This is a genomic window from Ruegeria sp. BHSB064 (assembly GCF_059613205.1).
In genome coordinates this window covers 1-21,650 of the sequence record NZ_JBXWSB010000054.1, presented here as the reverse complement: position 1 = coordinate 21,650, position 21,650 = coordinate 1, and the positions used below count along the sequence as shown (strand labels likewise).

General features: G+C 58.2%; 17 protein-coding genes. 8 read left to right on the top strand and 9 right to left on the bottom strand.

The window, feature by feature from the left end; genetic code table 11:
• Window positions 1-2 precede the first annotated feature (2 nt).
• Genes AC2FNU_RS13725 through AC2FNU_RS13715 form a run of 3 tightly spaced genes read right to left on the bottom strand, consistent with a single transcriptional unit; the run spans window position 3 to window position 2,305 of the window.
• Window positions 3-1,016 carry a thiamine pyrophosphate-dependent dehydrogenase E1 component subunit alpha gene (locus AC2FNU_RS13725; protein ID WP_496789288.1) on the bottom strand — a complete coding sequence of 338 codons (1,014 nt, stop codon included), beginning with the start codon at window positions 1,014-1,016 and terminating at the stop codon, window positions 3-5.
• A gap of 9 nt (window positions 1,017-1,025) precedes the next feature.
• Complete coding sequence (locus tag AC2FNU_RS13720) at window positions 1,026-1,244, bottom strand: hypothetical protein (protein WP_496789285.1); 219 nt, start codon at window positions 1,242-1,244, stop codon at window positions 1,026-1,028.
• Window positions 1,245-1,279: 35 nt separating this feature from the next.
• On the bottom strand, window positions 1,280-2,305 hold the full coding sequence (locus tag AC2FNU_RS13715) for a sugar-binding transcriptional regulator (RefSeq protein WP_496789282.1): 1,026 nt from the start codon (window positions 2,303-2,305) through the stop codon (window positions 1,280-1,282).
• Between the two features lie 171 nt (window positions 2,306-2,476).
• Here AC2FNU_RS13715 and AC2FNU_RS13710 point away from each other — a divergent pair, with 171 nt between their 5' ends.
• From AC2FNU_RS13710 to AC2FNU_RS13685, 6 genes are read left to right on the top strand one after another with little or no spacing between them, the layout of a single operon-like run.
• On the top strand, window positions 2,477-3,466 hold the full coding sequence (locus tag AC2FNU_RS13710) for an autoinducer 2 ABC transporter substrate-binding protein (RefSeq protein ID WP_496789278.1): 990 nt from the start codon (window positions 2,477-2,479) through the stop codon (window positions 3,464-3,466).
• Window positions 3,467-3,506: 40 nt separating this feature from the next.
• The gene (locus AC2FNU_RS13705; protein WP_496789272.1) at window positions 3,507-5,036 is read left to right on the top strand and encodes a sugar ABC transporter ATP-binding protein; all 1,530 of its coding nucleotides are present in this window, start codon (window positions 3,507-3,509) and stop codon (window positions 5,034-5,036) included.
• Window positions 5,033-6,034 (top strand): ABC transporter permease, encoded by a 1,002-nt coding sequence (locus tag AC2FNU_RS13700; RefSeq protein ID WP_496789268.1) that lies wholly within the window; start codon window positions 5,033-5,035, stop codon window positions 6,032-6,034. The genes AC2FNU_RS13705 and AC2FNU_RS13700 overlap by 4 nt, the downstream gene beginning before the upstream one ends.
• Before the next feature lie 6 nt (window positions 6,035-6,040).
• Window positions 6,041-7,057, top strand: a complete 1,017-nt coding sequence (locus AC2FNU_RS13695) for an ABC transporter permease (protein WP_496789266.1) — start codon at window positions 6,041-6,043, stop codon at window positions 7,055-7,057.
• A 28-nt stretch (window positions 7,058-7,085) separates the two neighbouring features.
• Complete coding sequence (locus AC2FNU_RS13690; protein WP_496789262.1) at window positions 7,086-8,087, top strand: dihydroxyacetone kinase subunit DhaK; 1,002 nt, start codon at window positions 7,086-7,088, stop codon at window positions 8,085-8,087.
• On the top strand, window positions 8,084-8,686 hold the full coding sequence (locus AC2FNU_RS13685; RefSeq protein WP_496789257.1) for a dihydroxyacetone kinase subunit L: 603 nt from the start codon (window positions 8,084-8,086) through the stop codon (window positions 8,684-8,686). The genes AC2FNU_RS13690 and AC2FNU_RS13685 overlap by 4 nt, the downstream gene beginning before the upstream one ends.
• A 45-nt stretch (window positions 8,687-8,731) precedes the next feature.
• Here AC2FNU_RS13685 and AC2FNU_RS13680 read toward each other — a convergent pair whose 3' ends face one another.
• The 4 genes from AC2FNU_RS13680 to mtnK form a co-directional block, all read right to left on the bottom strand.
• A complete protein-coding gene (locus AC2FNU_RS13680) occupies window positions 8,732-9,811 on the bottom strand; it encodes an aldo/keto reductase (RefSeq protein ID WP_496789255.1) in 1,080 nt (359 codons plus the stop codon).
• Between the two features lie 10 nt (window positions 9,812-9,821).
• Complete coding sequence (locus AC2FNU_RS13675) at window positions 9,822-10,496, bottom strand: class II aldolase/adducin family protein (protein WP_496789252.1); 675 nt, start codon at window positions 10,494-10,496, stop codon at window positions 9,822-9,824.
• Window positions 10,497-10,558: 62 nt separating this feature from the next.
• The gene (gene mtnA, locus AC2FNU_RS13670; RefSeq protein WP_496789247.1) at window positions 10,559-11,662 is read right to left on the bottom strand and encodes an S-methyl-5-thioribose-1-phosphate isomerase; all 1,104 of its coding nucleotides are present in this window, start codon (window positions 11,660-11,662) and stop codon (window positions 10,559-10,561) included.
• Complete coding sequence (mtnK, locus tag AC2FNU_RS13665) at window positions 11,659-12,969, bottom strand: S-methyl-5-thioribose kinase (protein ID WP_496789242.1); 1,311 nt, start codon at window positions 12,967-12,969, stop codon at window positions 11,659-11,661. Before mtnK ends, mtnA begins: the two co-directional genes overlap by 4 nt.
• A gap of 217 nt (window positions 12,970-13,186) precedes the next feature.
• On the opposite strand from mtnK, the gene AC2FNU_RS13660 reads away from it, so the two are divergent.
• Window positions 13,187-14,296, top strand: coding sequence for a Fic family protein (locus AC2FNU_RS13660; RefSeq protein ID WP_496789239.1), 1,110 nt, complete (start codon window positions 13,187-13,189; stop codon window positions 14,294-14,296).
• A 439-nt stretch (window positions 14,297-14,735) separates the two neighbouring features.
• Here AC2FNU_RS13660 and AC2FNU_RS13655 read toward each other — a convergent pair whose 3' ends face one another.
• Together AC2FNU_RS13655 and AC2FNU_RS13650 are read right to left on the bottom strand one after the other, a co-directional pair.
• Window positions 14,736-15,449: a TetR/AcrR family transcriptional regulator gene (locus tag AC2FNU_RS13655; protein ID WP_496789237.1), complete on the bottom strand. Its 714-nt coding sequence runs from the start codon at window positions 15,447-15,449 to the stop codon at window positions 14,736-14,738.
• A gap of 203 nt (window positions 15,450-15,652) precedes the next feature.
• A complete protein-coding gene (locus AC2FNU_RS13650) occupies window positions 15,653-17,746 on the bottom strand; it encodes a tetratricopeptide repeat-containing sulfotransferase family protein (protein WP_496789234.1) in 2,094 nt (697 codons plus the stop codon).
• 365 nt (window positions 17,747-18,111) lie between these two features.
• Between AC2FNU_RS13650 and AC2FNU_RS13645 the strand changes: the two genes are divergently transcribed.
• On the top strand, window positions 18,112-21,650 hold a 3,539-nt coding region (locus AC2FNU_RS13645), incomplete at its 3' end, for a beta strand repeat-containing protein (RefSeq protein WP_496789229.1).

The following is a 21,650-nucleotide window of genomic DNA, read 5'->3' as shown; positions in this document are numbered from 1 at the left end:
ATTCACCCTCGCGCCAGCACGCGGTCGAGACGGGCGCGCACGGGCTCCGGCTCGGGCTCTGACGGGTCATACACATCGCGGAACATCGCGGCCAATTGCGGTTCTTCACCCGCGACAGCGAAGTCGATGGAGGCATCCATTTCCGCAGCAATTTCAGCGTCTAACGCATCCAGCTGGGCATCGGTCATCAGACCCTCGACAACCAACTTGTCCCGCGCAGCCTGAACCGGGTCTTTCTTGCGGCCCTCAATCTCTTCGGTCTCTGCGCGGTAAGGAGATTTGTCCTTTCGCGCATGTCCGTAGAAGCGATAGCAGTCAACGGCGAGGAAGGCTGGCTGGCCACCGCGCGCGCCTGCTATCAACTCAGCCGCTGCATCAACCACGTCTTCGACTGCCAACCCATCGACCGTCCGCGCCGCCAGCCCAAAGGCCTCAGCCCGTTCGTGGAGCGAGGGATTGGCCGTGGCCTGATCAATCCGCGTGCCCATACCGTATTGGTTGTTGATGCAGACAAACATCACCGGCAGTTTCCAAAGCGCAGCCATGTTCATGCTTTCATACAGAATACCCTGTCCTGTCGCGCCATCACCGAAAAACGCAACCGAGACAGCGGCCGACCCCTGTTGCCGCGCTGAAAGACCCGCGCCGACAACCGCCGGGATACCACCGCCGACAATGGCATTTGCCCCAAGATGCCCCAGCCGCATGTCGGCGATGTGCATCGAGCCGCCCTTGCCGCCGCAATAGCCGTTTTCCTTGCCCGCGATCTCAGCCATCATCTGGTCAGGGTTGGCCCCCCTCGCAAGGAAGATGCCGTGGCCTCGATGATGGGTCGTGAAGGTGTCGCCGTCGCGCATCGCGGCACAGACGCCCACGGCAGCACTTTCCTCCCCAATCGACAGATGCAGCATCGAACCGGCCGACTGCCCGCGCACAAACAGCTCGCCCACACGCTCTTCAAATGTGCGGACGCGGCGCATGTCGCGGTACAGCTCGGCCAGTGTTGAGTTTTTCATATTGGCCCCTCAATTCAGCCTGTATTGCCGTGTCTTGTTGCGCAGGAACCGTAGGCTGCCTCCCATCACCACGGCGGCCTGCCAGCGGGTGTTGAGAAGATGGGTCTCGTACCGGTTCACCGGTTCGACCCAAACAGCAGCCTCTCTGCGTTCGCCGATACCGCCAAAGACCAAACCTGACAGCGCCTTCGCCACTGCCCGTTCACAGCTCGCGCGGTTCCGGGACAATCTCCAAATGCGGGTGTGTACTCCGAAATTTTGCATCACTCACCGACGCTTTCGCTTGCCTTTAGAAGCGCTACGGCCAACCCTTCGTCCACCAGCAGCCGCTTGACAAAACCTGCGCGCAGAACCGCCAGTGTGGCTGGCAGTTTGCCAAGGCCACCGGCAAGCAGAACGCTGTCCATCTGCGCCATATCCTCGGGCTGTACATGCGGCGTGCAGCGGTTCAGTTCGATGTCGGCAACCGTGCCGTCGGCCTTGAAAAAAACGCCACAGCAATCACCGACCACGTCGGCATCACGCAGCTGCTGGATTTGTTCGGCACTGAAAATCTCACTGTCGAACAGGATCGATCCGTCGCGGCATTCGCCGACGCTCATCAGCGCATGATCCGCGCTGCGCGCGACATCCAGCGCTTCGCGCACCAGCCGTTGCGCCATGATCCCCTCACACGCCGCCGCACTGTCGGCGACGAAAGGCGCGGGCATCAGGATCGCGCGACCGCCTGTCTGCGCGGCAAGGCGCACGCAGACGTCACCGGGGGCAGTATGTGACGCGTAAGTGACCGACCCCATGAGCGACGCGAAGGTCAATCCGGCGTTTCGCACACCGGTCAGATTCTCGGCCATCGCCGACAATGTCCGCCCCCAGCCGACCCCGACGGTGACAGCACCATCGGCACTGGCGATGCGGGCAAGATAGGCGCTGGCAAGGATCGCAACGGCGTCCCGTGCGACACCGTCTTGCTCGATGCCCACCCGTACCGGCGCGACCTGCGCTTCTTGCAGGCCAAAGGTCGCAACCAGATTGTCGGCCAGCGCCAGTGTTCGTGCCGTGCGATGTTCAACATGGATGCGCACCAGTCCCTGCTCGCGGGCGTCTGCCAGCATACGCAACACCTTAAAGCGCGACACGCCCAGCCGATGACTGATTTCCTGCTGACTGAGGTTCCCAACGTAATAAAGCCACGCCGCCTGCGCGATGTCGTCGTTGGCCTGATTGCGATCCAGCAGCATGTGATGGGCGTCCTCCAGCGGGGTGCGACAAACGGGTTGACCCAGGGTCATTGAATTATATAGTCACAAACGTGCAGTCAATGCACAAGTGTGAAAAGATGATGATCGATCCGGCGTGGCGTCAGGAAGTCAGATTGCGAAAATAGTGTGTCGCCATGCTTTCGGTGCGTGCCAGCGCCGGACAAAAACGGCCTCGATAACGGGGCTAAGGGAGGAAATAACGTGAAATCCAATTTGAAACTGCTTGCCAGTGCCGCTCTGGCCGCAACAACCGTTACCGGCACTCAGGCCTTGGCCGATGATCATTCCAAGGACATTGCGACCGTGGTAAAAATCGCTGGCATCCAGTGGTTCAACCGCATGGAAGAGGGCGTGAACAAGTTCGCCGAAGAGACGGGTATGAACGCCTTCCAGGTGGGACCGGCACAGGCCGATCCACAGCAGCAGGTGGCCCTGATCGAAGATATGATCGCTCAGGGTGTCGACGCTCTTGCCGTTGTCCCCATGTCGCCCGAAGCGCTCGAACCGGTGCTTGGCCGCGCAATGGATGCAGGCATTGCCGTTGTTACCCACGAGGCCGCCTCGCAGCAGAACACAACCTATGACCTTGAAGCTTTTGTGAACGAAGACTTCGGCGCCAATCTGATGGAACAGCTTGCCACCTGTATGGGCGGTGAGGGCGAATACGCCGTCTTTGTCGGCTCGCTAACCTCGCAGACCCACAATCAGTGGGTGGACGGCGCGATTGCCTATCAGGAGGCCAACTATCCAAACATGACGCTTGTTGGTGACAAGAACGAAACCTTCGACGACGCTGAGCAGGCCTATGCCCGCGCCCAGGAAGTCCTGCGTGCCTTCCCCAATATCAAGGGGATGCAGGGTTCGGCCTCGACCGACGTCGCGGGCATCGGACGAGCCATCGAAGAGCGCGGTATGGAAGAGGCGACCTGTGTATTCGGGACTTCCTTGCCCTCGATCGCAGGTCAGTATCTGGAAACCGGCGCGGTTGACGGCATTGGCTTCTGGGACCCTGCTGTGGCGGGTGAGGCGATGAACGCGCTGGCCGTCATGGTCATGAATGGCGAAGAAGTGACTGACGGCATGGACCTCGGCTTGCCGGGCTATGAACAGATCACCCTCGACGGCAAGGTAATCTATGGTCAGGCCTGGGTGAACGTTAACGCCGACAACATGGCCGAATACCCGTTCTAACCAGCGGATGTCTGGGGCGGCTCATGGACCGCCCCAAACCATGCTCAGAAATTCTATCGAAGTTGGCCATTCCATGTCATCAGACAGTGAAACTGCGTTTATCGACTTGCGAGCGATCACCAAACGCTATGCCGGTGTAACGGCGCTTGATCAGGTCGATTTCATCGTCCAGCCAGGAGAGGCCGTATGTCTCGCGGGCGAGAACGGATCGGGCAAGTCGACGCTCATCAAGATCATTTCCGGCGTGGAACCCGTGACCGAAGGGACCGTGCGCATCGCAGGGCAAGAGCGACCCTATCTGAACCCGCGCATCTCGGCAGCGGCGGGTGTCATGGTGATCTTTCAGGATTTCTCGCTCTTCCCGAACCTTTCTGTGGCTGAAAACATCGCTTTCGCCACGACGCTGTCGCGGCACGAGCGATTCTACAATTCGCGCCAAAGCCGCGAGATTGCGCAGGCCGCCCTTGATCGCATCGGGGTTCAGATCGACCTCGACACCCGCGTCGAGATGCTGCCGGTCGCGCAGAAGCAACTCGTTGCCATTTGCCGCGCGCTCGCCTCGCAGGCGCAACTGATCATTATGGATGAACCTACGACCGCCCTGACGGAGAAAGAGGTCAAGCGCCTACAGGGCATTATTCGCATGCTAAAAGAGGAAGGCGTGGCCGTTATCTTCGTCAGCCACAAGCTTGCCGAGGTATTGGAAGTCTCGGAAAAGGTCGTTGTTCTGCGCAATGGCAAGAAGGTGGCGGAAGGCCCGGTATCGGAATTCGACGCGGCCTCATTGACGTACCACATGACCGGTCGCGACGTGCCAGAGGTTCCCCCCAGCGAAATCGCTGCCGGGGCCGAGACGTTGATGGAGGTCAAGGGCTTGTCAAAGGCCGGGTCGTTCGCGGACGTCAATTTTGAATTGAAGACCGGGCAGGTGGTGGGGATTACCGGGCTTTTGGGCAGCGGGCGCACGTCTGTTGCCAAGGCGCTCTTTGGTCTTGTGGCACCGGATACGGGCAGCATCAGGGTCGACGGGCAAGACGTGCCATTGGGTGACCCACAGGCGGCATCTGCCGCACGCATCGGTTACGTTCCCGAGGACAGGCTGACCGAAGGGTTGTTCCTGAGCCAGTCCATCTTGCGCAACGTCGCGGTCGGGCGGCTTGACGCGCATTCCAATGGCATGTTTCTGAACAGCGCCAGTCTCAAAGCCGAGGCAACCGATTGGCTGACCCGGCTCAAGGTCAAAGCGCCAGACGTGGAAGCGCCGGTGCAAACGCTTTCCGGCGGCAACCAGCAGCGTGTGGCGCTCGCCCGGTGGCTGTCACGATCGCCGCGCGTGCTTATCCTCAATGGGCCGAGCGTCGGCGTCGATGTCGGGTCAAAGGCCGACATTCATGACATTATCCGGGACCTCGCCGGTCAAGGCATCGGGATCATCGTGATCTCTGACGACCTGCCCGAGCTTCTGGCGACCTGCCATCAGATACTTGTTATGCGCGAAGGACGGATCGTCGATACGGTCGATGGATCCACCGCGACGGAAGAGATGCTGACCGAAAGGCTCGCGTCGTGAACGGTTGGCTCCCCCGCGATTTCTGGACCCGCAACGAGACGCTTGTCGCAGCGGTCATCGCACTTTTCTGCATCATCGCCACAATATCCGACCCGCGTTTCTTCACGATCACCACTGTCTCGGACCTGCTCCGCGCGGCGATTGTCATCGGTATTCTCGCCGTTGGCTGCATGCTGGTATTGGTCTCGGGTGGGATCGACGTCAGTTTCACGGCAATCGCGGTCTTTGCAATGTATTCATCGACCGTCCTGTTCCTAGCGATCTGGCCAGAGGCACCCTGGCCTCTGATCTTCCTCGTTTCGGTCTGTTTCGGAGCCATGTTGGGGGCGGTCAACGGCTTCTTCATTGCCTATCTCGGTTTGCCCACACTGATTGTCACACTGGGAACGCTTTCCATCTTTCGTGGCTTCCTGCTGACATTTGTCGGTTCGCAGCGCATCTCTGACTTACCTCCGGCCATGCGGGATTTTTCGCGCGGCGTACTGGCGCGCGGAACGACCGAAGCCGGCAACTTCTATTCCATCCCCTGGGCCGCATTGGCATTGCTTTTCGCCATTGTTCTGACGTGGTTCATTCTGAAGAAAACCATGCTGGGCCGGTCGATCTATGCCATTGGCGGGTCGGTAGAAAGCGCCCGGCGCATCGGAATCAATGTCACCGGCACGCAGTTCTTTGTCTATGTCTATGTCGGCGCGCTGGCCGGGCTGGCCGGGATCATCCATGGCTCTGTCGGGCGTATGGCGGACCCTTTCTCGCTTGTCGGGCTGGAGCTATCTGTCATCGCCGCCGTTGTCCTGGGTGGTGCCCGGCTGATCGGCGGCTATGGTACGTTGACCGGTACGCTGCTGGGTGTCGCCCTGATTGTGATCGTCCAGAACAGCCTTATCGTCATGGGCATCCCGACCACCTGGCAATCCGTCACCATCGGCATCCTGATCCTCTTGGGCACGGGCGTTCCCGCCTATCGCGCCAAGCGGGCAGCCGCACGCGCAGGATAATCCCCCATGGCTACACACACACCTACCACCCCCCGCAACCTGACCGCCGCGCCAGAGTTCAGGCTACTGATCATCGCGGTGCTGGTGTTCGGTCTGATGTCGGTCCTGTCACCGGATCGGTTCCTGTCGGGGCAGAACCTGACCTCGATGGCGTTTCAGTTCCCCGAATTCGCCATCCTTGCGCTTGCAATGACGATTACGATGATGACTGGCGGGATCGATCTGTCCGTGGTCGGTGTCGCAAACCTGTCTGCCGTGGTGGCGGCACTGATTTTGACGCAGTTTTCCGACCCGACGATGCCAGCGGGTGAATCTGCCATTTGGCTGGTCCTCGCCATCCTCGCGGCAATGACGATTGGGGCGATCGCGGGGCTTCTCAACGGCTCGCTCGTTGCCTTTTTCGGACTGCCACCGATCCTCGCGACCCTTGGCTCCGGCCTTGTCTTTACCGGGTTCGCCGTCGCCATGACCGGCGGGAGTGCCGTCATGGGCTTTCCAGAAACCGTGGCGCTGATTGGCAATGCGACGATTATAGGCATTCCTGTGCCGCTGATCCTTTTCATCGCGCTCGCTACCGTGCTGCATCTTGTGCTGACCCGCACCGCGTTTGGCCTGCGGGTCACGATGTACGGCGCGAACCCGCTTGCCGCCCTTTACGCGGCCATCGACATAAATCGGATGCTGCTCAAGGTCTATCTGATCGCAGGTATGTTCTCGTCTGTCGCGGGGTTGATCATCATGAGCCGCGCGAACTCTGCGAAGGCAGACTATGGCTCGTCCTACCTATTGCTTGCCGTGCTGATCGCGGTGCTGGGAGGGGTGAACCCTTATGGCGGCTATGGGCGCGTGATTGGCGTCGTGCTTGCGGTGCTCTCGATGCAATTCCTGTCCAGCGGACTGAACATGCTGCAGGTCTCCAACTTCGCACGAGAGCTGATCTGGGGCGTACTGCTGATCCTTGTGATGGTGATCAACGCAGGCGCACTTGCCGCGATCCGCCGCAGCCTGACACCTGCCAAATGAACCAAAGCTGACCCACGGGAGGACAAAGATGAAAAAGATCCTGAACAAGCCCGAAGACTATGTCGACGAAATGCTCGCGGGTATGACCTCGGCCCATCCTGAATACTATCGTTTGCATGGCGACAGCGGTAAGGTCGTCGCCCGTGCAACGGCAGGTAACAAAGGCAAGGTAGGCATTGTCACCGGTGGCGGCTCGGGCCACCTGCCGGTTTTCACCGGATATGTGGGCGAAGGGTTATTGGATGCCTGTGCGATCGGCGACGTTTTCGCCTCGCCTTCGGCCGAGCAGATGGCAGACGCCATACGGGCTGCGGATTCCGGTGCTGGCGTGCTGCGGCTGTACGGCAACTACGGCGGCGACGTGATGAATTTCGACATGGCGGGCGAGCTGGTCGAGTTCGAAGACATCACCTGCACCACTGTCCTTTTGGCTGACGACGTGGCCTCCGCGCCGCCGGAGGAAGCCGAAAAACGTCGCGGTGTGGCGGGCATGGTCTATGCTTTCAAAATGGCAGGCGCTGCGGCCGAGGAAGGCCGTGATCTCGACGCCGTCACGGCGGTCGCGCAAAAGGCAGCGGACGCCTGCCGTTCCGTCGGGGCCGCACTTTCCCCGTGCACCGTACCGCAGGCGGGCAAGCCGACATTCGAGATCGGTGAGGACGAGATGGAAATGGGCATGGGTATTCATGGCGAGCCGGGCGTTTGGCGCGGCAAACTGCAAACTGCGGACGAGATGGCAGGCGAGATGATGGACCGCCTGCTGGCCGACATGCCTTTGTCATCGGGTGACAGGGTGTCGGTCATGGTGAATTCGCTGGGTGCCACACCGCCAGAGGAGCTGTACATTCTTTACCGCATCGTGAAAGCGCGGCTGGACGAGGCCGGGGCGACTGTTGTGATGCCACTGGTGGGTCGCTATGCAACTTCGATGGAAATGGCCGGTGTTTCCTTTACGCTTTGCAAGCTTGATGACGATTTGGAATCGCTGCTGAAAGCCCCCTGCGACTGCGCCTTCTGGAGCGTCAAATGACCCTCACTCGCGACGATCTTTTAGGAGCCATCGACCGGATCGCTGCCGCAATGGAGCGGGACTTTGACGCGCTCAATACCGCCGACGGCGCGCTTGGCGATGGCGATCTGGGTGTAACAATGACACGCGGAATGCGGGCAATTGTGGAGCTGAAGAGTGATTTGCCCGACGACATCGGCATGGCCTTACTGCAATGTGCGCAAGCCTTTACAAAGTCCTCCGGCTCGTCTTATGGCACGCTTATGGCAACAGGTTTGATGTCGGCTGCAAAAACACTGCGCGGGCGGGAGAGCATCGATCCAACAGAGATCGGAAGTCTGATCGCGGGCGCGCGTGACAAAATGAAAGAGCGCGGAAAGGCAGAACTGGGCGGCAAGACCGTGCTCGACAGTCTGGACTATGTCGCGCAGGCGGTCGATGGGGCGACGGACAGGGCCACGGCGGCGGCAGAGGCCGTGGACCGCGCGCTTGACGATTTCCGCGACAAACCCGCAACGGTCGGCCGCGCACGGATCTTCGGCGAGAAGAGCGTGGGAATGGATGACCCTGGAATGCTGGCGATGCAAGCAGTGGTAAAAGCGGCGGCAGCGCGCGAATAACCACCCATCACCGGATGGCCGCCGCGCCGGTGCCGCCTCAGCGCCTCAAACCAGGCTGTCCTCGCCACCATAGTGCCGGTTCGGATAATCGGCATGCAGCGCCTGATCCGCGTCACTGAACCGCGGGCGCGCAAAGTTGTGCTGGTGCCAGTAGGGATAAACCAACAGCAGTCGGCTGACATCGTTCAGCCGCTGCAATTCGTCCGCCGACAACTTCAGATCCACTGCTCGAAAGTTCCGCTCGAACTGCTCCGCCGTGCGCCCGCCAACCACAAGTGACGCCACTGCGGGCCGCGTGAGCAACCATGCCAGCGCGACCTGAGCCGCTTCCACCCCATGCGCGTCGCCGACTTCGACAAGCACGTCGACGATCCGCCAGAGCCGCTCGATGTCGCGGATCGGCGGCTCGTTCCAGCCAGCTGCCTGACGCGAGTCTTCGGCGAACCCGCCCTCGCGCCGGTGCTTGCCAGAAAGAAGCCCTGCAGCCAGGGGCGACCAGACCTGCACCCCCAGGCCCTGATCCACAGACAAGGGGAGCAGCTCATACTCGGCCTCGCGTGCTTCCAGGGTGTAGTGGATTTGTTGCGCCACAAAACGACTGGCATGGCTGGGCGCTGCGGCAAGCGACTTCATCACATGCCAGCCGGAATAGTTTGAGCACCCGACATAGCGCACCTTGCCCTGCTGAACGAGTGTGTCCAGCGCCGCCATCTTTTCTTCGACCGGCGTCGTTCCGTCCCATTCGTGGATGTAGTAGAGGTCGATGTGATCGCGCCGCAGCCGTTTCAGAGAGCGTTCGCATTCCCGGATCAAGTGCCAGCGGGATACGCCCTCATCGTTTGGCCCTCCCCCGATTGGCATCCGCGCTTTCGAGGTCACCAACAGGTCGCCCGACCGGTCGGCGAGCACCTCTCCCAAAATCTCCTCGGACAGTCCGGTCGAGTACATGTTCGCCGTGTCGAACATGTTCACCCCGTGATCCACGCAGACGTCCACAAGCCGCCGCGCGTCTTCGACACCCTGACTGGCCGTTCGACCAAAGGCCCCCTGTCCACCAAAGGTGAACGTGCCCATGGTGATAACGGAAATCTTCAACCCCGTCCGGCCCAGCGTTCGGTATTCCATGTCTTTCTCCTCAAATCATCTTGGCTGGCCGTGGCCCATAGCTTTCGAATGCCACGAGGACTTCGGCCATCTCTGCCGGGCTCAGGATATGCGGTGCCCCACCAATGCTGCTGAAAAGATATGTGCGCGCCAAGGTCTCCAACTCCTCAAGCCGCCACTGTGCCTTGGCAATGGTTTCACCCAGAACTGTTGCCCCATGGTTGGCCATCAGGCATCCATGCCGGTCGGACATCGCCACGGCCATGTTGTCGCAAAGGGCCTGACTGCCGAAGAGCGCGTAGTCGACCAACGGGACATCCGCGCCACCAAACGCTGCGATCATATAGTGACAGGCAGGGATAGACCGGCGCTGAGCCGCGAGGACGCTGCAGTAAGGCGGATGAGCATGCAGCACGACGGGCATATCGGGGCGCACCTGATGCAGCCTTTGATGGAACGGCCATTCTGACGAGGGCTTCGGCCCTGTCGCGTCCGGCGGTCCTTCGAACGGGATGACGACCATCGCATCAGGAGTTAACTCTTCATACGGAACGCCAGAGGGGGTGATCAGCACACCCGTCTTCACCCGAGCAGAAACATTTCCCGATGTCCCTTGGTTTAGGCACCGCGCGTTCATCCAGAGGCAGGCATCAATCAGTGCCTGCCGCGTCGCTGTCGTGTCGGGCAGCGGGTCTGCCGGGGTCATGCCATGCCCTCCAGCAGGGCTGTGCGGGCCATGGGCGCAGAGGTCGCGACCGCCACGGCCATTTATTCTGCCGCCTGTGCACTATCTGGGAAAAGCCCGGCCAGACCGGCTTCTGACGCTTCGGCGACACCGCGCTCGGTAATCAGTCCGGTCACCAACCGGTTGGGTGTCACATCAAAGGCCGGGTTGCCACCCTGCGTACCGTCGGGCGTGACCTTGACCGAAGCGATAGCGCCGTCAGCATCGCGGCCCAGAATGTGGGTGATTTCCTCTTCCGCCCGTTCCTCGATCGGGATCTCGGCAACGCCGTCGCTGACGGTCCAGTCGATGGTGGGTGACGGCAGGGCGACATAGAACGGCACACCGTTATCTGCGGCAGCCAGGGCCTTGAGATAGGTGCCGATCTTGTTGCAGACATCGCCGCGCCGCGTGGTCCGATCCGTGCCAGTGATCACCATGTCGACCAAGCCATGCTGCATCAGATGCCCGCCCGCATTGTCGGTGACATAGGTATGCGGCACACCGTGATGGCCCAACTCCCACGCCGTCAGCGCCCCCTGATTGCGAGGCCGGGTTTCGTCGACCCAGACATGAATGGGGATACCCGCATCATAGGCGTGGTACATCGGGCTGGTGGCCGTGCCCCAATCAACAGTCGCGAGCCAACCCGCGTTGCAATGGGTGAGCAGCCGCACCGGCTCACCCGCCGGTTTCTTCGCCGCAATCTCGCGGATCAGGGCAAGGCCGTTCTCACCGATGCGCCGGTTAATCTCTACATCCTCGTCCGCGATCTCATGTGCAAGCGTCAACGCTGCCGCGGCCCGGTCCCCGTTCGCCAAAGGACGCAGTGCCGACCGGCACCGGTCCAGTGCCCAACGCAGGTTGATCGCGGTGGGACGCGTCTTTTCAAGAAAGCTCCACGCCGCGTCCATGTTCGTGTCCGAGGGGTCCTGCGCCATCGCCAGCGCCATACCGTAGGCCGCCGTTGCACCGATCAGCGGGGCACCCCGCACCCGCATCTGAAAGATCGCATCGGCAAAGTCTTGCATCGTCCGGCATTGGCAGATGCGAAAGTCATGCGGCAACCAGCGCTGGTCGATGATCTCGAGCACGTCTTCTTCGGCATTCCACCACAGCGAGCGATAGTGTGTCCCGTCGATCTTCATAGAATGTCCTTTCGGTTGAAGTCTTGCGCCAGCGCGACAACGTCTGCGGCGCTTTCAAACAGCTCTGCCCGGTGAATGAGGTCCGCCCCCATCATCAGATTGCGCGCCTCCAGCTTTGCGCGCAGGGCCACGTCTTCGATCTCTTCGAAATCGGCGTTGTGGGCCAGCGACAGGCAGCGGCGGTGCATTTCGATCCCGCAAGCCGTCCAGGCGTCGCGCCAAATGCCGGCAAGCACCGCGTCGCAGGCCGCGTCGCTGGCGTGTCCCTGATCCTCAAAGAGCGCAGCGGGAAACAGAGTCCCTGTCCGCTCGGTGGCCCAAAGGGTGCGAAACTCTGCATCGAAAGTCTCACATAGGTCAGAGATCACACTCAGGATCCACTTCTGGTAGTCCTCCAGATTGTCAGCGCGATGGGCGGGCTGGCTGAAATAAGCCATCAGGAAGTTCGCGCACAGCATCCCAATGTCGAATCCCATCGGTCCATATTGCACAAATTCGGGGTCGATGACGCGGCTTTCGCTGTCGGTTGACATAATCGAACCGGTATGGAGGTCACCGTGCAGCTTGGTTTCGGTGTTCGACATGAAGCGTTGCAGCGCCAGTTGGGCGCGGGTCTTCAGCGCAACATCGCCCCGCAGCTTCGCGATCACCGGCTCGAGCCCCGGTGTATGGCTATTCATTTCAGCCTCGAAATAAGGGTCCGTAAAAACCAGCGCCTCGGTGATCGCGGGCACATCCACGTTACCGGCAAAAAGTGCCACATCGGCCTTCTTGTCGGGACTTTTCATGCACAGCTCCGAGCCGCGAAAAGCCGTGCGCGCGCAGAAAGTGCCGAGAAACTGCGACAAGCCCGCGACCCGCTCTCCTGCGATCAGCTTTTGGCGCAAGATCACGTGAGGTGCGAGATACTCCATCACGATCAGTGCCTGGGTTTCGTCGAAGTGATAAACCTCGGGCACGGCCCCGGGGGCACGGTCCGCCTGCCGCGTCAGCGCGTGGTATTCAAAAAAGGCGCGCGAGAGCGGCAGGGGCCAGCTATCCCCGACCAGCCGCACGTAGGGCAAAGCCTGTTTGACGATGACTGTCCCCTGTGGGCCGCTGACAATGAAGACGAGGTTGAGGTTGCCATCGCCGACCTCCTCAATCTGCCACGTCGCAGGGTCGTGACCGACCCTTTCGGCCAAAGCCGGAAGGCTCGCCAAGCGGTCCGCCAGCGTTTCCACCGTCAAAGCTTCGTAACGTGGGCGCGTGTCCATCAGCAAATCTTCCGGGGTCGTGGTCGTTTGTACTTTGCGGACTGTAGTCAAGCCATTCGGCGTTTGTCAAAGCGGGTAAAACCGCTTTGGAGATCCGCGACAGACGGTTTCCTATTGTGACCTGAAAGAGAAAATGGAGCTAAGGTCAGCTTACCCTTCTAATCAATGATGGATTGAACGGTTCGGGAAGGGGTGAGCTATAGGATTGACGTCTATGGATCAAAAAATCATAATTGATGAGTTATAGATTGGATCCTTATACCTCACGATGTGGAACTGGCAGAACCCTGACTGGCCGACTTTTCGTTACGATGCCGCAAGCCTTGAACCGTACGAGCAGCAGTTCCTGTTGTCTTCAGGGGAAGTTCTTGGGGCGGTTCATCATGTGAACGCATCGGATCGAGATCAATTGCGGATCGACCTGCTCAGCGAAGAAGCGATGAAGACCAGCGCGATCGAAGGTGAAATGCTGGATCGACTCAGCGTGCAATCTTCCTTGCGTCGGCATCTTGGGCTGGCCCCCGACAGCTATCCATCCAAACCGCGCGAGCAAGGCGTTTCTGAAATGATGGTGGATGTGTATTCCACCTATTCGGAACCATTGTCACACAACACCCTGTATCGGTGGCACGACATGCTTTTGTCCCACGACCGGCAACTGGAAACGATTGGATCATACCGGAGCCATGAGGATGCTATGCAAATCGTATCAGGCAGGCTCGACCGCCCGACGGTGCATTTCGAAGCACCATCTTCACATCAGGTTCCGGCTGAAATGGACCAGTTCGTCACCTGGTTCAACCGGACCGCACCGGATGGTTCCGAACCGTTGCGCGCCCTGATCCGGGCCGGATTGAGCCATCTGTATTTCGAGAGCATTCACCCCTTTGAAGACGGCAATGGCCGGTTGGGCAGGGCGCTGGCTGAAAAGTCCCTGGCGCAAAACATTGGTCAGCCCAGCCTGATTGCCCTTGCCTTCACGATCGAACGAGAGCGCAAAGTTTACTACGACCAACTCGAACAACATCAAAAGACGCTGGACATCACACCTTGGCTCGTTTGGTTCGCCGAGACCGTTCTTACAGCACAGCAGGTGACGCTTGGGCGGGTCGGCTTCTTTATTGCAAAGACGCATTTCTACGACCGGTATCGTGATCAGTTCAACGCCCGTCAAAGCAAGGTAATCGCCCGTTTGTTCAAGGCTGGGCCCGAGGGATTCAAAGGGGGGTTGAGCGCCGAGAACTATATCTCGATCACCGGAACGTCGCGCGCCACTGCAACCCGGGATCTGAAGGATCTGGTAGAAAAAGGCGCTTTGATCCGAACGGGTGAACTCCGGTACACACGCTATAGGCTCAAGTTGGACCGGGAAGGGTAGGGGGGAGGAAAACTGCCACTCGCTTGGGCGGCCGCTTTTCACTTGAACACTTAGTGAGGCAGACATTCGCGAGAGGTCCCAGCGTGGGACGGGAACGCATGCAGAAGCTTTGTGGGATGGCCCCCGCACTGGTCCAACATGCAAGATCCAACCCACAGGCCAGCTGCCCTGTTTCAGCGCAGCAACGACCTGTTTTACTTGGCCCAGCGGCTGCGAATAAGGATGCCCTTGATATCCTCGTCCAACAAGGGGGCCCGGCGCTTTCTGAATCGATTGGTTTCGCCGTTCAGCAAACCCCGATTTGTGATGATGGATAAGTTGCAATGTGTCCGAGACCGGATCACCGCTGCCAACAACCGGGCGGCATGGATTCAACCTATGAGCCCTCCCGGCCAGCTTTCACTCAGGTATTCCCTTGCCGATCCAGCGACGCAATTGGTCAATTGCGAAATAGAACCTGAACAACGCGGTTCATCTCTGTGCTAAATTCCTTTCGGGTTTGAGTATTCAACATGATGCCTTTTGAAGCCATGTTCAGCGCGTGGGCTTGCTCGACCGCGAGATTCATCGAGTCCGACAAATCAACCTCGAGTAAGAAGGCTGCAAGTTTCAGCATCAAATCGCCTTCCCAATCTGTTCCAGATGCTTTGGCATGGCGTTTTCCCGTTTCGAGTATCTCTGCTCCGTGCGGCGTATTGCCAATAATCGGAACGACTTCCCCTGACCAATGCTCAAAGAACGCGCGCACCGTCTCTTTGGCTTCGGACTTGCGCGCGCCCTTAAGTACGCCAAGCGCGCCGTCGACGATGTTTTCGATGAAAGAGGTCAACACCCATTCAAAGGCGCCATCTTTGGAACCAAAACGCTTGTAGATGTATTGCCGGGACACACCGGCGGCTTGGGCGATGTCTTCCATCGAAGTCTTTCGAACTCCGTATTGGGCGAACACCATCAACATTTCCTTTGGGTTCATGCCCGTCAGGCCGAAACTGTTTGCCCGCCCCCGGACCAACAGCGGTGCACCAATCGTCTGTTCCAGCAACTTGATCTGCTTGCTCAGAGCGGGCTGTGAGACGTTCTCTAACTCTGCCGCGCGTGTTATTCCACCGGCCTCAACGGCAGCCAGGAAGTACTTCAGTTGTTTGAGGCGCATTGCGGGACCCATGATTTTCGGGTCAATCTGCCGAATGCAAAAATCAACTTCAAATAAAGTAGGCGTTATTTCACTTAGACATACTCAAAATGTGAAAACTGCAACAGATGCTGATGTGGCGTATTTGAAGCCGTCAAATTAAGGGACGGCTGCCGAAATCTCGCTTGTCATAGGGCGTTTATCCGAAAGCTGATATCCCGTTTTCAGAAAGTGATACGGTTTTCGCCGATCGTCTCAATCAAGGGCCCCAAGTGCTTTTCGAACCTGCGCCACTTTTCCTTCGAAGACTTGTACAGTGGCTGGCGGACCTGTTGGACACTGGCAGTTCTGACGCGGCGTTGGCCAGAGTGAAATTCAAGGCAGGCAGGGTCCCATTCCAACCCGCAATAGTCGATCATACCGCGGGCCACGGCTTCGATGTTATCCACCAGCTCTTCGTACCGTATGCTGTGGAACGCGCCAGTTGGTAACGTGGAATGCCAGTGGTTCATAAGCCGAACATAGTTATTGAAGTACTGGCCCAATTCAACTTGATCATAGCTGTGCAACTGGCTGCGTTCGAACAGACGGGTGTAGCAGGACAGGCAGATATCAAGCGGATCGCGCGAGATATGGATGATCCGCGCATTTGGCATCAGACCATGGATCAGCCCAAGCAGTTGAAAATTCGCGGGCATCTTGTCGACAACGCGTGTTTCGCCTTCAGCGTGATCAGACAGGACATCCAGATAATCTTCGGCACGCCGCGTCAAAATTTCGCCTGACATCGATCGGATAGCTTGAGGAACATTGGACTGCCCGTTCTCAAGCCGTCCGAACAGGTTCTGCAAATCGTTGAGTTCCCCGGCGCCGGTGATCTTTGGATGCGCGTCTAGAATGGATTCTGTCAGTGTCGTGCCCGAGCGAGGCATACCCAGAACAAAAATAGGCTTGCTACTGGACACGGACGCCTCACGCAGTCGCGCTAACATATCTGCGTCGAAGGTGGAAATCAGATCGTCGGTCAACCGGTCGGTTTCCGCTGGATCGTAGGACACCATCGCCCGTTTGAGCCGGGCACCGGCGTCAAACTGTGCAAACGCCTCATCATAGCGTTTGAGTTTTTCGTAGCAATCGCCTAGAGCATAGTGAAATGCCGTCGCCTTTTGAGGCAACATGGAGGGCGCATTCGGCAACTCGGCCTCAAGCGCTTGAAAAACCGGGCTGTCTTCGGTGACTTTACCCAGCCGGGCCAAGGCGATTTGCGCGCTGAGCGCGTCGTCGGATGACGCAGCCGCAATTTCAAAATGCGTGCGGGCCGCGTCAAAATCACCCTGTTCAAGTGCAAGATGCCCCAGTGCAAGACGACTTGCGGCCAGATCCGGTTTCAGCTCCATCGCTTTTTGATAAAGGGTTTTCGCCGTTTCAACGTCGCCCAGATGGGCTTTTACAATGGCGGTCTGATGGCACGCCGCGGCACTTTCAGGGTCCAGACGCAAGGCTTGTTCGGCTTCAACAGCGGCCAGCTTGGGATGGTTTTTTTCAAACAATACTTGTGACAACCCAACATAGCTTTCGGCCTTCTTCGGGTTGAGGGCAATGGCGTTGCGGCAAGCGTTCTCTGCCTTGTCCAGGTCATTTTGCAGTAAGAAAATCCGGCCGAAATTTCGATGCAACTCGGCGTCTTTTGGCGCGCGTTCCAGATGTGTTTCAGCAACCCGGCGGGCTTCGTCCACTCTTTCTGCTTCGATCAGAACCGAGATGAGATTGTTGGCTGTCTCAGACGACGCCGGATTGATGCGCAGCGCTTTTTGATAGAACTTCACAGCAAGGTCGCGGTCCGCGTTGTCACGTGCGATGCTGCCCAGGTTGTTGAGTGCACGATCGAAATCCGGCGCGAGGGCCAAGGCGCGCTCCTGCGCGGCCTGTGCCATGTTCAGGTCTTTTTGATCGTAGTAGACCAGCCCCAGATTGGAATGGGCGGCCGCATGGCCGGGTGCCAGACGAACGGCACGCTCACCGGCTTCACGAGCCTGGTCCAACTGACCGGCGCTGCGCAAAATTTCCGTGAAATTTGTCAGAAACACTGCATTCTCAGGTTGTAGCCGTACAGCTTGGGCCACAGCATTTACCGCCGGTTCCGATTGTCCGGTCTGAAACGCGATCAGACCCAAAACATGATGCGCCGGGGCATATTGCGGAGCGGCCTGGATGATCTGAGACAGCAAAGCAGCGGCTTGTTTCAGGCGACCGTTTTCGTAATGCGCCATGCCCTGGGTAAAAGCGTCCTGTATCGATATCTGTTGCTGTTTGACCATTCGCCTCACCCATCACGAGTTTTGAATTTTTGAAACTATGGTGCCTGCGGCACCAAACAATCCGACTTTTCGTAAAACATTCCATGAGCGCAGTCTATCCTTTGAAACAAAGGAAAGTGCTTAGTATCAAGTTGATATATGCTGTGCTTTTTTCGCAATATGACACAATATTTGGTGTTTTTTTCTAAAATTCACATTTGCGCCCAAATTCACCGATAGCTAGCAATTTTGAAAAACCAAAACAAAAGTCCGTAGGGGGTCTTCGGAATATGAGTGGAAGCGCAACGAAGCGCACACAATGCTGTGTGGCGCGTGGTGGTCGTGTTGTTAAATTTAAAGGGCAGGTCGCAAGTATTGCTCCGTCGGTGTTCCTTGCATCGGTGTCTGTGGCTGCAATTTCAGTGGGTATCGCAGCCGCTGATGTCATTTCGGCACCCCAAAACACACAAGCTGTTCTGGCAGGCGACATAAATCACACGATCACTCCATCAGGGGCAGTGAATTATACAACCGGTAGTGGACCCAGCGTTGTTGTTGCTGCACCCAGTTACTCCAGCACTTTTACGAACAATGGCGCCATCAGCGGACCTGCCCCAACCAGCACTCCGGGTATCGGGCTTCTTGTCGCTGGGAATCTGGAACAAGCCGGACAGATCGTTAACAACAACACAATTGCAATTGATGTTGGTGCTTCCAGCAACGTGTTTGGCGCAGGTGTGATCCTGGGTGGAACCGTCGCCGGAACCGTCCATAACGCTGGCACAATCAGTGTAAGCTCGGCTTCTACGACAGGGGGCACGGCTTCGGCAGCGGGGATCGACTTTATCGGCACTGTTGCGGCGACAGCGTCGGTACTGAACTCAGGTACGATCGCGACCAGAGCAAGTGCTCTGTCCTCGACCCAAGCGGCGGCGACTGGTCTCAGGTTCAATGCCGATGTTAACACGAGCATTGTAAACAGCGGAACCGTTAGGGCAATTGCTGAAGATGGTACGCAAATTTCGGCCCTTGCGATCCAGGTTCAGGGTCAACTGAACGGAAACCTGAACAACTCGGGCACGCTGCAAGCCACCGCGACGCAGAACGGAACCTCGGCTGACGCGATCGGAGTCAGAGTGCAAGGGTTGATGACCGGGAACGTGAACAACTCGGGATCCGTGATCGTCGATGCGAATGCCTACACCTCGGCAACAGCCTGGGCGTATCATATTGAGGGCGGTCTGACCGGTAACTTCACCAATAGTGGAACTTTGACAGCAAACGCGACAGCGGGGTCTTCTTTTGCTGATGCCGCAGGGCTCTATGTTCAAAATGGAATGACCGGGAACCTGACAAACTCCGGAACAGTCAGCGCCACCGCAAGGTCAACAAGCGCCGGTAGCGCGAGTGCGACAGCTTCCGGTTTTTACGTCAGGGGCGGGTTGACCGGTAACGTCAACAACTCAGGCACAATCAACGTTGCAGCGTTTGCTGCCACTGATGATGCCGAGGCCTATGGCGTTTATGTCCGCAGCGGCGTGACCGGTGACATTGTGAATTCGGGCACTGTGAATGTACAGGCAGTGGTTGCTTCCTCTGTGACCGCGGCTGGGTACTACATCAGCGGCGGCCTGAACGGCAATTTCACCAATACCGGAACAATCGCCGTTGAGGCGCGTAGCACAACTGACAGCGAGGCCGAAGCCTACGGTCTGTATGTCAGCAGTGGCATGACAGGCAACCTCGTCAACTCAGGCACTGTCAATGTCCGGGGTGAGGGGTATTCGTCGGCTACAGTGGGTGGCTTTTACATCAGCGGCGACCTTGTTGGCGACTTTACCAATTCCGGTTCGATCACAGCCGTTGCTACCGATGAAACCGATACGGCCGAAGCCTATGGCCTCTATGTTTCTGGCGAGCTGGACGGCGCTGTGCAAAACAGCGGCACGATCACGGTACAAGGTTTTGCGAAGGAGTCGTCTGCCTACGCCTATGGAATCTACGTTGACGACGGTGTGACAGGGGTGTTTCAAAACACCGGTACGATCGCCGTGTACGCCAACTCTACAGACAGCGATGCAACTGTGGCTGGCTTTTACTCGGACGATTCCGTGTCCAGCGATGTGGTCAACAACGGGACCATTTCTGCGACAGCAATTGCCGAAGATACGGTTGAAGCACGTGGCCTGGAAATCGACGGCGATCTTAACGGGCAATTCGTTAATACGGGTAACATTAACGTCAGCGCGACGAAAATGACCACGTCACCTGCACCGGTTGGCCCCCCTCGTCCACCTTCTCGAAGCACTGCTGTGGAGGCGGCTGGCCTTTATGTTGATGGGAACGCGGTGGGTGGCATCGCAACCTCAGGGAACATCAGCGTCACAGCCAATTCCAATGACACGACCAACCAGGTTGATGCCGCTTCGATGTATATCGAAGGTGATTTGACCGGCGATTTTGTCAATTCAGGTTCGATCAGTGTCCTGGCGGCATCGAGCGCAGATGATGCAAGTGCCCTTGGCTTTTATGTAGACGGCCATATGGCAGGTAGCATCCTCAACTCGGGCAGTATCAGCGTAGCAGCCAGTGCGGCTTCTTATGCGGATGCCACAGCGTTCGAAATTCGCGACGGTTTGGATGGCAATTTCATCAACACCGGAACGATCACAGTTCGCGCCGGCGCCGAGGTTGATGGTGAAGTCGAGGCCATTGGCCTGTATGTCAGAAACGGTGTAACAGGCAACATCGTCAATTCTGGTACTGTTGACGTGCGCGGTGACGGATACTCTTCCGTTACGGCTGCAGGTTTCTACATTACTGGCGGTTTGACAGGTGATTTCCAGAACTCCGGTTCGATTTCTGTTGTGGGCACCGACCAAACCGACGAAGCCTATGCTTATGGTCTGTACGTCAGCAGCGGCATGACCGGCAACATCACCAACACCGGGTCCGTATCTGCGCGTGGGGATGGCTATTCCTCTGCAACTGTCGCCGGCTTCTACATCTCGAGCGGCTTCACGGGTGATTTCCAGAACTCAGGTTCGATCACCGCTGTTGCCACCGACCAGACGGAAGAGGCAGAAGCCTATGGTCTGTACGTGCGAAACGGCATGACCGGCAACATCACGAATACCGGGTCGATCTCGGCATTCGGAGACGGGTACTCGGAAGCGACCGTGGCGGGCATCTACATCTCAGGCGGTCTGACAGGTAATCTGACGAATTCAGGCTCCATTTCCGTGGACGCGATCGACAACACCAGCTCAGCCGAAGCTTATGGCGTTTATGTCAGCAGTGGCTTGACCGGCAACGTGTCAAACAGCGGCTCAATTACGGTAAGCTCTGATGGCGGAACCAGCGCCTACGCGACAGCCTATGGTATTTACACCACCAGCGGGTTTGACGGGGAACTGTCCAATTCAGGTGTGATCTCGACAACCGCATTCTCTGACACGGAAGAAGCGGACGCACGTGGTCTCAACCTGCGCAATGGTGTGGATGGCAGTGTCGTAAACACCAACATGATCTCGGCCTCGGCAACCGGTGCCACAGACGCTCAGGCCTATGGCATCTATACCACCGGCGTCACCAACGCGGATATTGTCAACTCGGGCACTCTCAGGGCTTCGGCCGCCATTGCAAATGGGACTTCAGGTGCAGAAGCCAGCGCAGCGGGTGTCTGGGCATCTGACATGCAGGGATCGTTCTCGAACACTGGTGTGATTTCCGCCACCGCGTCTGGCGGTTCAGAGGCCAACGCCTATGGCGTGCGGTTCGACAACTTTGATGGCGTGATCACGGATGTGGGGCAGATTTCTGTGTCGTCGACGGGCGGTGAAGCTTATGCCATTTATCTGGGCACAGGGTCTGGCACGCTGAATGTCGACACCAGGGATCAGGTTGGAGGTCTGATCCGGGTTCA

What these genes read in the sequence shown, in the direction of transcription:
- AC2FNU_RS13725 (WP_496789288.1), bottom strand. Translation starts at nt 1,016, where the DNA reads ATGAAAAACTCAACACTGGCCGAGCTGTACCGCGACATGCGCCGCGTC.
- AC2FNU_RS13715 (WP_496789282.1), bottom strand. Translation starts at nt 2,305, where the DNA reads ATGACCCTGGGTCAACCCGTTTGTCGCACCCCGCTGGAGGACGCCCAT.
- AC2FNU_RS13705 (WP_496789272.1), top strand. Translation starts at nt 3,507, where the DNA reads ATGCTCAGAAATTCTATCGAAGTTGGCCATTCCATGTCATCAGACAGT.
- AC2FNU_RS13695 (WP_496789266.1), top strand. Translation starts at nt 6,041, where the DNA reads ATGGCTACACACACACCTACCACCCCCCGCAACCTGACCGCCGCGCCA.
- AC2FNU_RS13690 (WP_496789262.1), top strand. Translation starts at nt 7,086, where the DNA reads ATGAAAAAGATCCTGAACAAGCCCGAAGACTATGTCGACGAAATGCTC.
- AC2FNU_RS13685 (WP_496789257.1), top strand. Translation starts at nt 8,084, where the DNA reads ATGACCCTCACTCGCGACGATCTTTTAGGAGCCATCGACCGGATCGCT.
- AC2FNU_RS13680 (WP_496789255.1), bottom strand. Translation starts at nt 9,811, where the DNA reads ATGGAATACCGAACGCTGGGCCGGACGGGGTTGAAGATTTCCGTTATC.
- AC2FNU_RS13675 (WP_496789252.1), bottom strand. Translation starts at nt 10,496, where the DNA reads ATGACCCCGGCAGACCCGCTGCCCGACACGACAGCGACGCGGCAGGCA.
- mtnA (WP_496789247.1), bottom strand. Translation starts at nt 11,662, where the DNA reads ATGAAGATCGACGGGACACACTATCGCTCGCTGTGGTGGAATGCCGAA.
- AC2FNU_RS13660 (WP_496789239.1), top strand. Translation starts at nt 13,187, where the DNA reads ATGTGGAACTGGCAGAACCCTGACTGGCCGACTTTTCGTTACGATGCC.
- AC2FNU_RS13655 (WP_496789237.1), bottom strand. Translation starts at nt 15,449, where the DNA reads ATGCGCCTCAAACAACTGAAGTACTTCCTGGCTGCCGTTGAGGCCGGT.
- AC2FNU_RS13650 (WP_496789234.1), bottom strand. Translation starts at nt 17,746, where the DNA reads ATGGTCAAACAGCAACAGATATCGATACAGGACGCTTTTACCCAGGGC.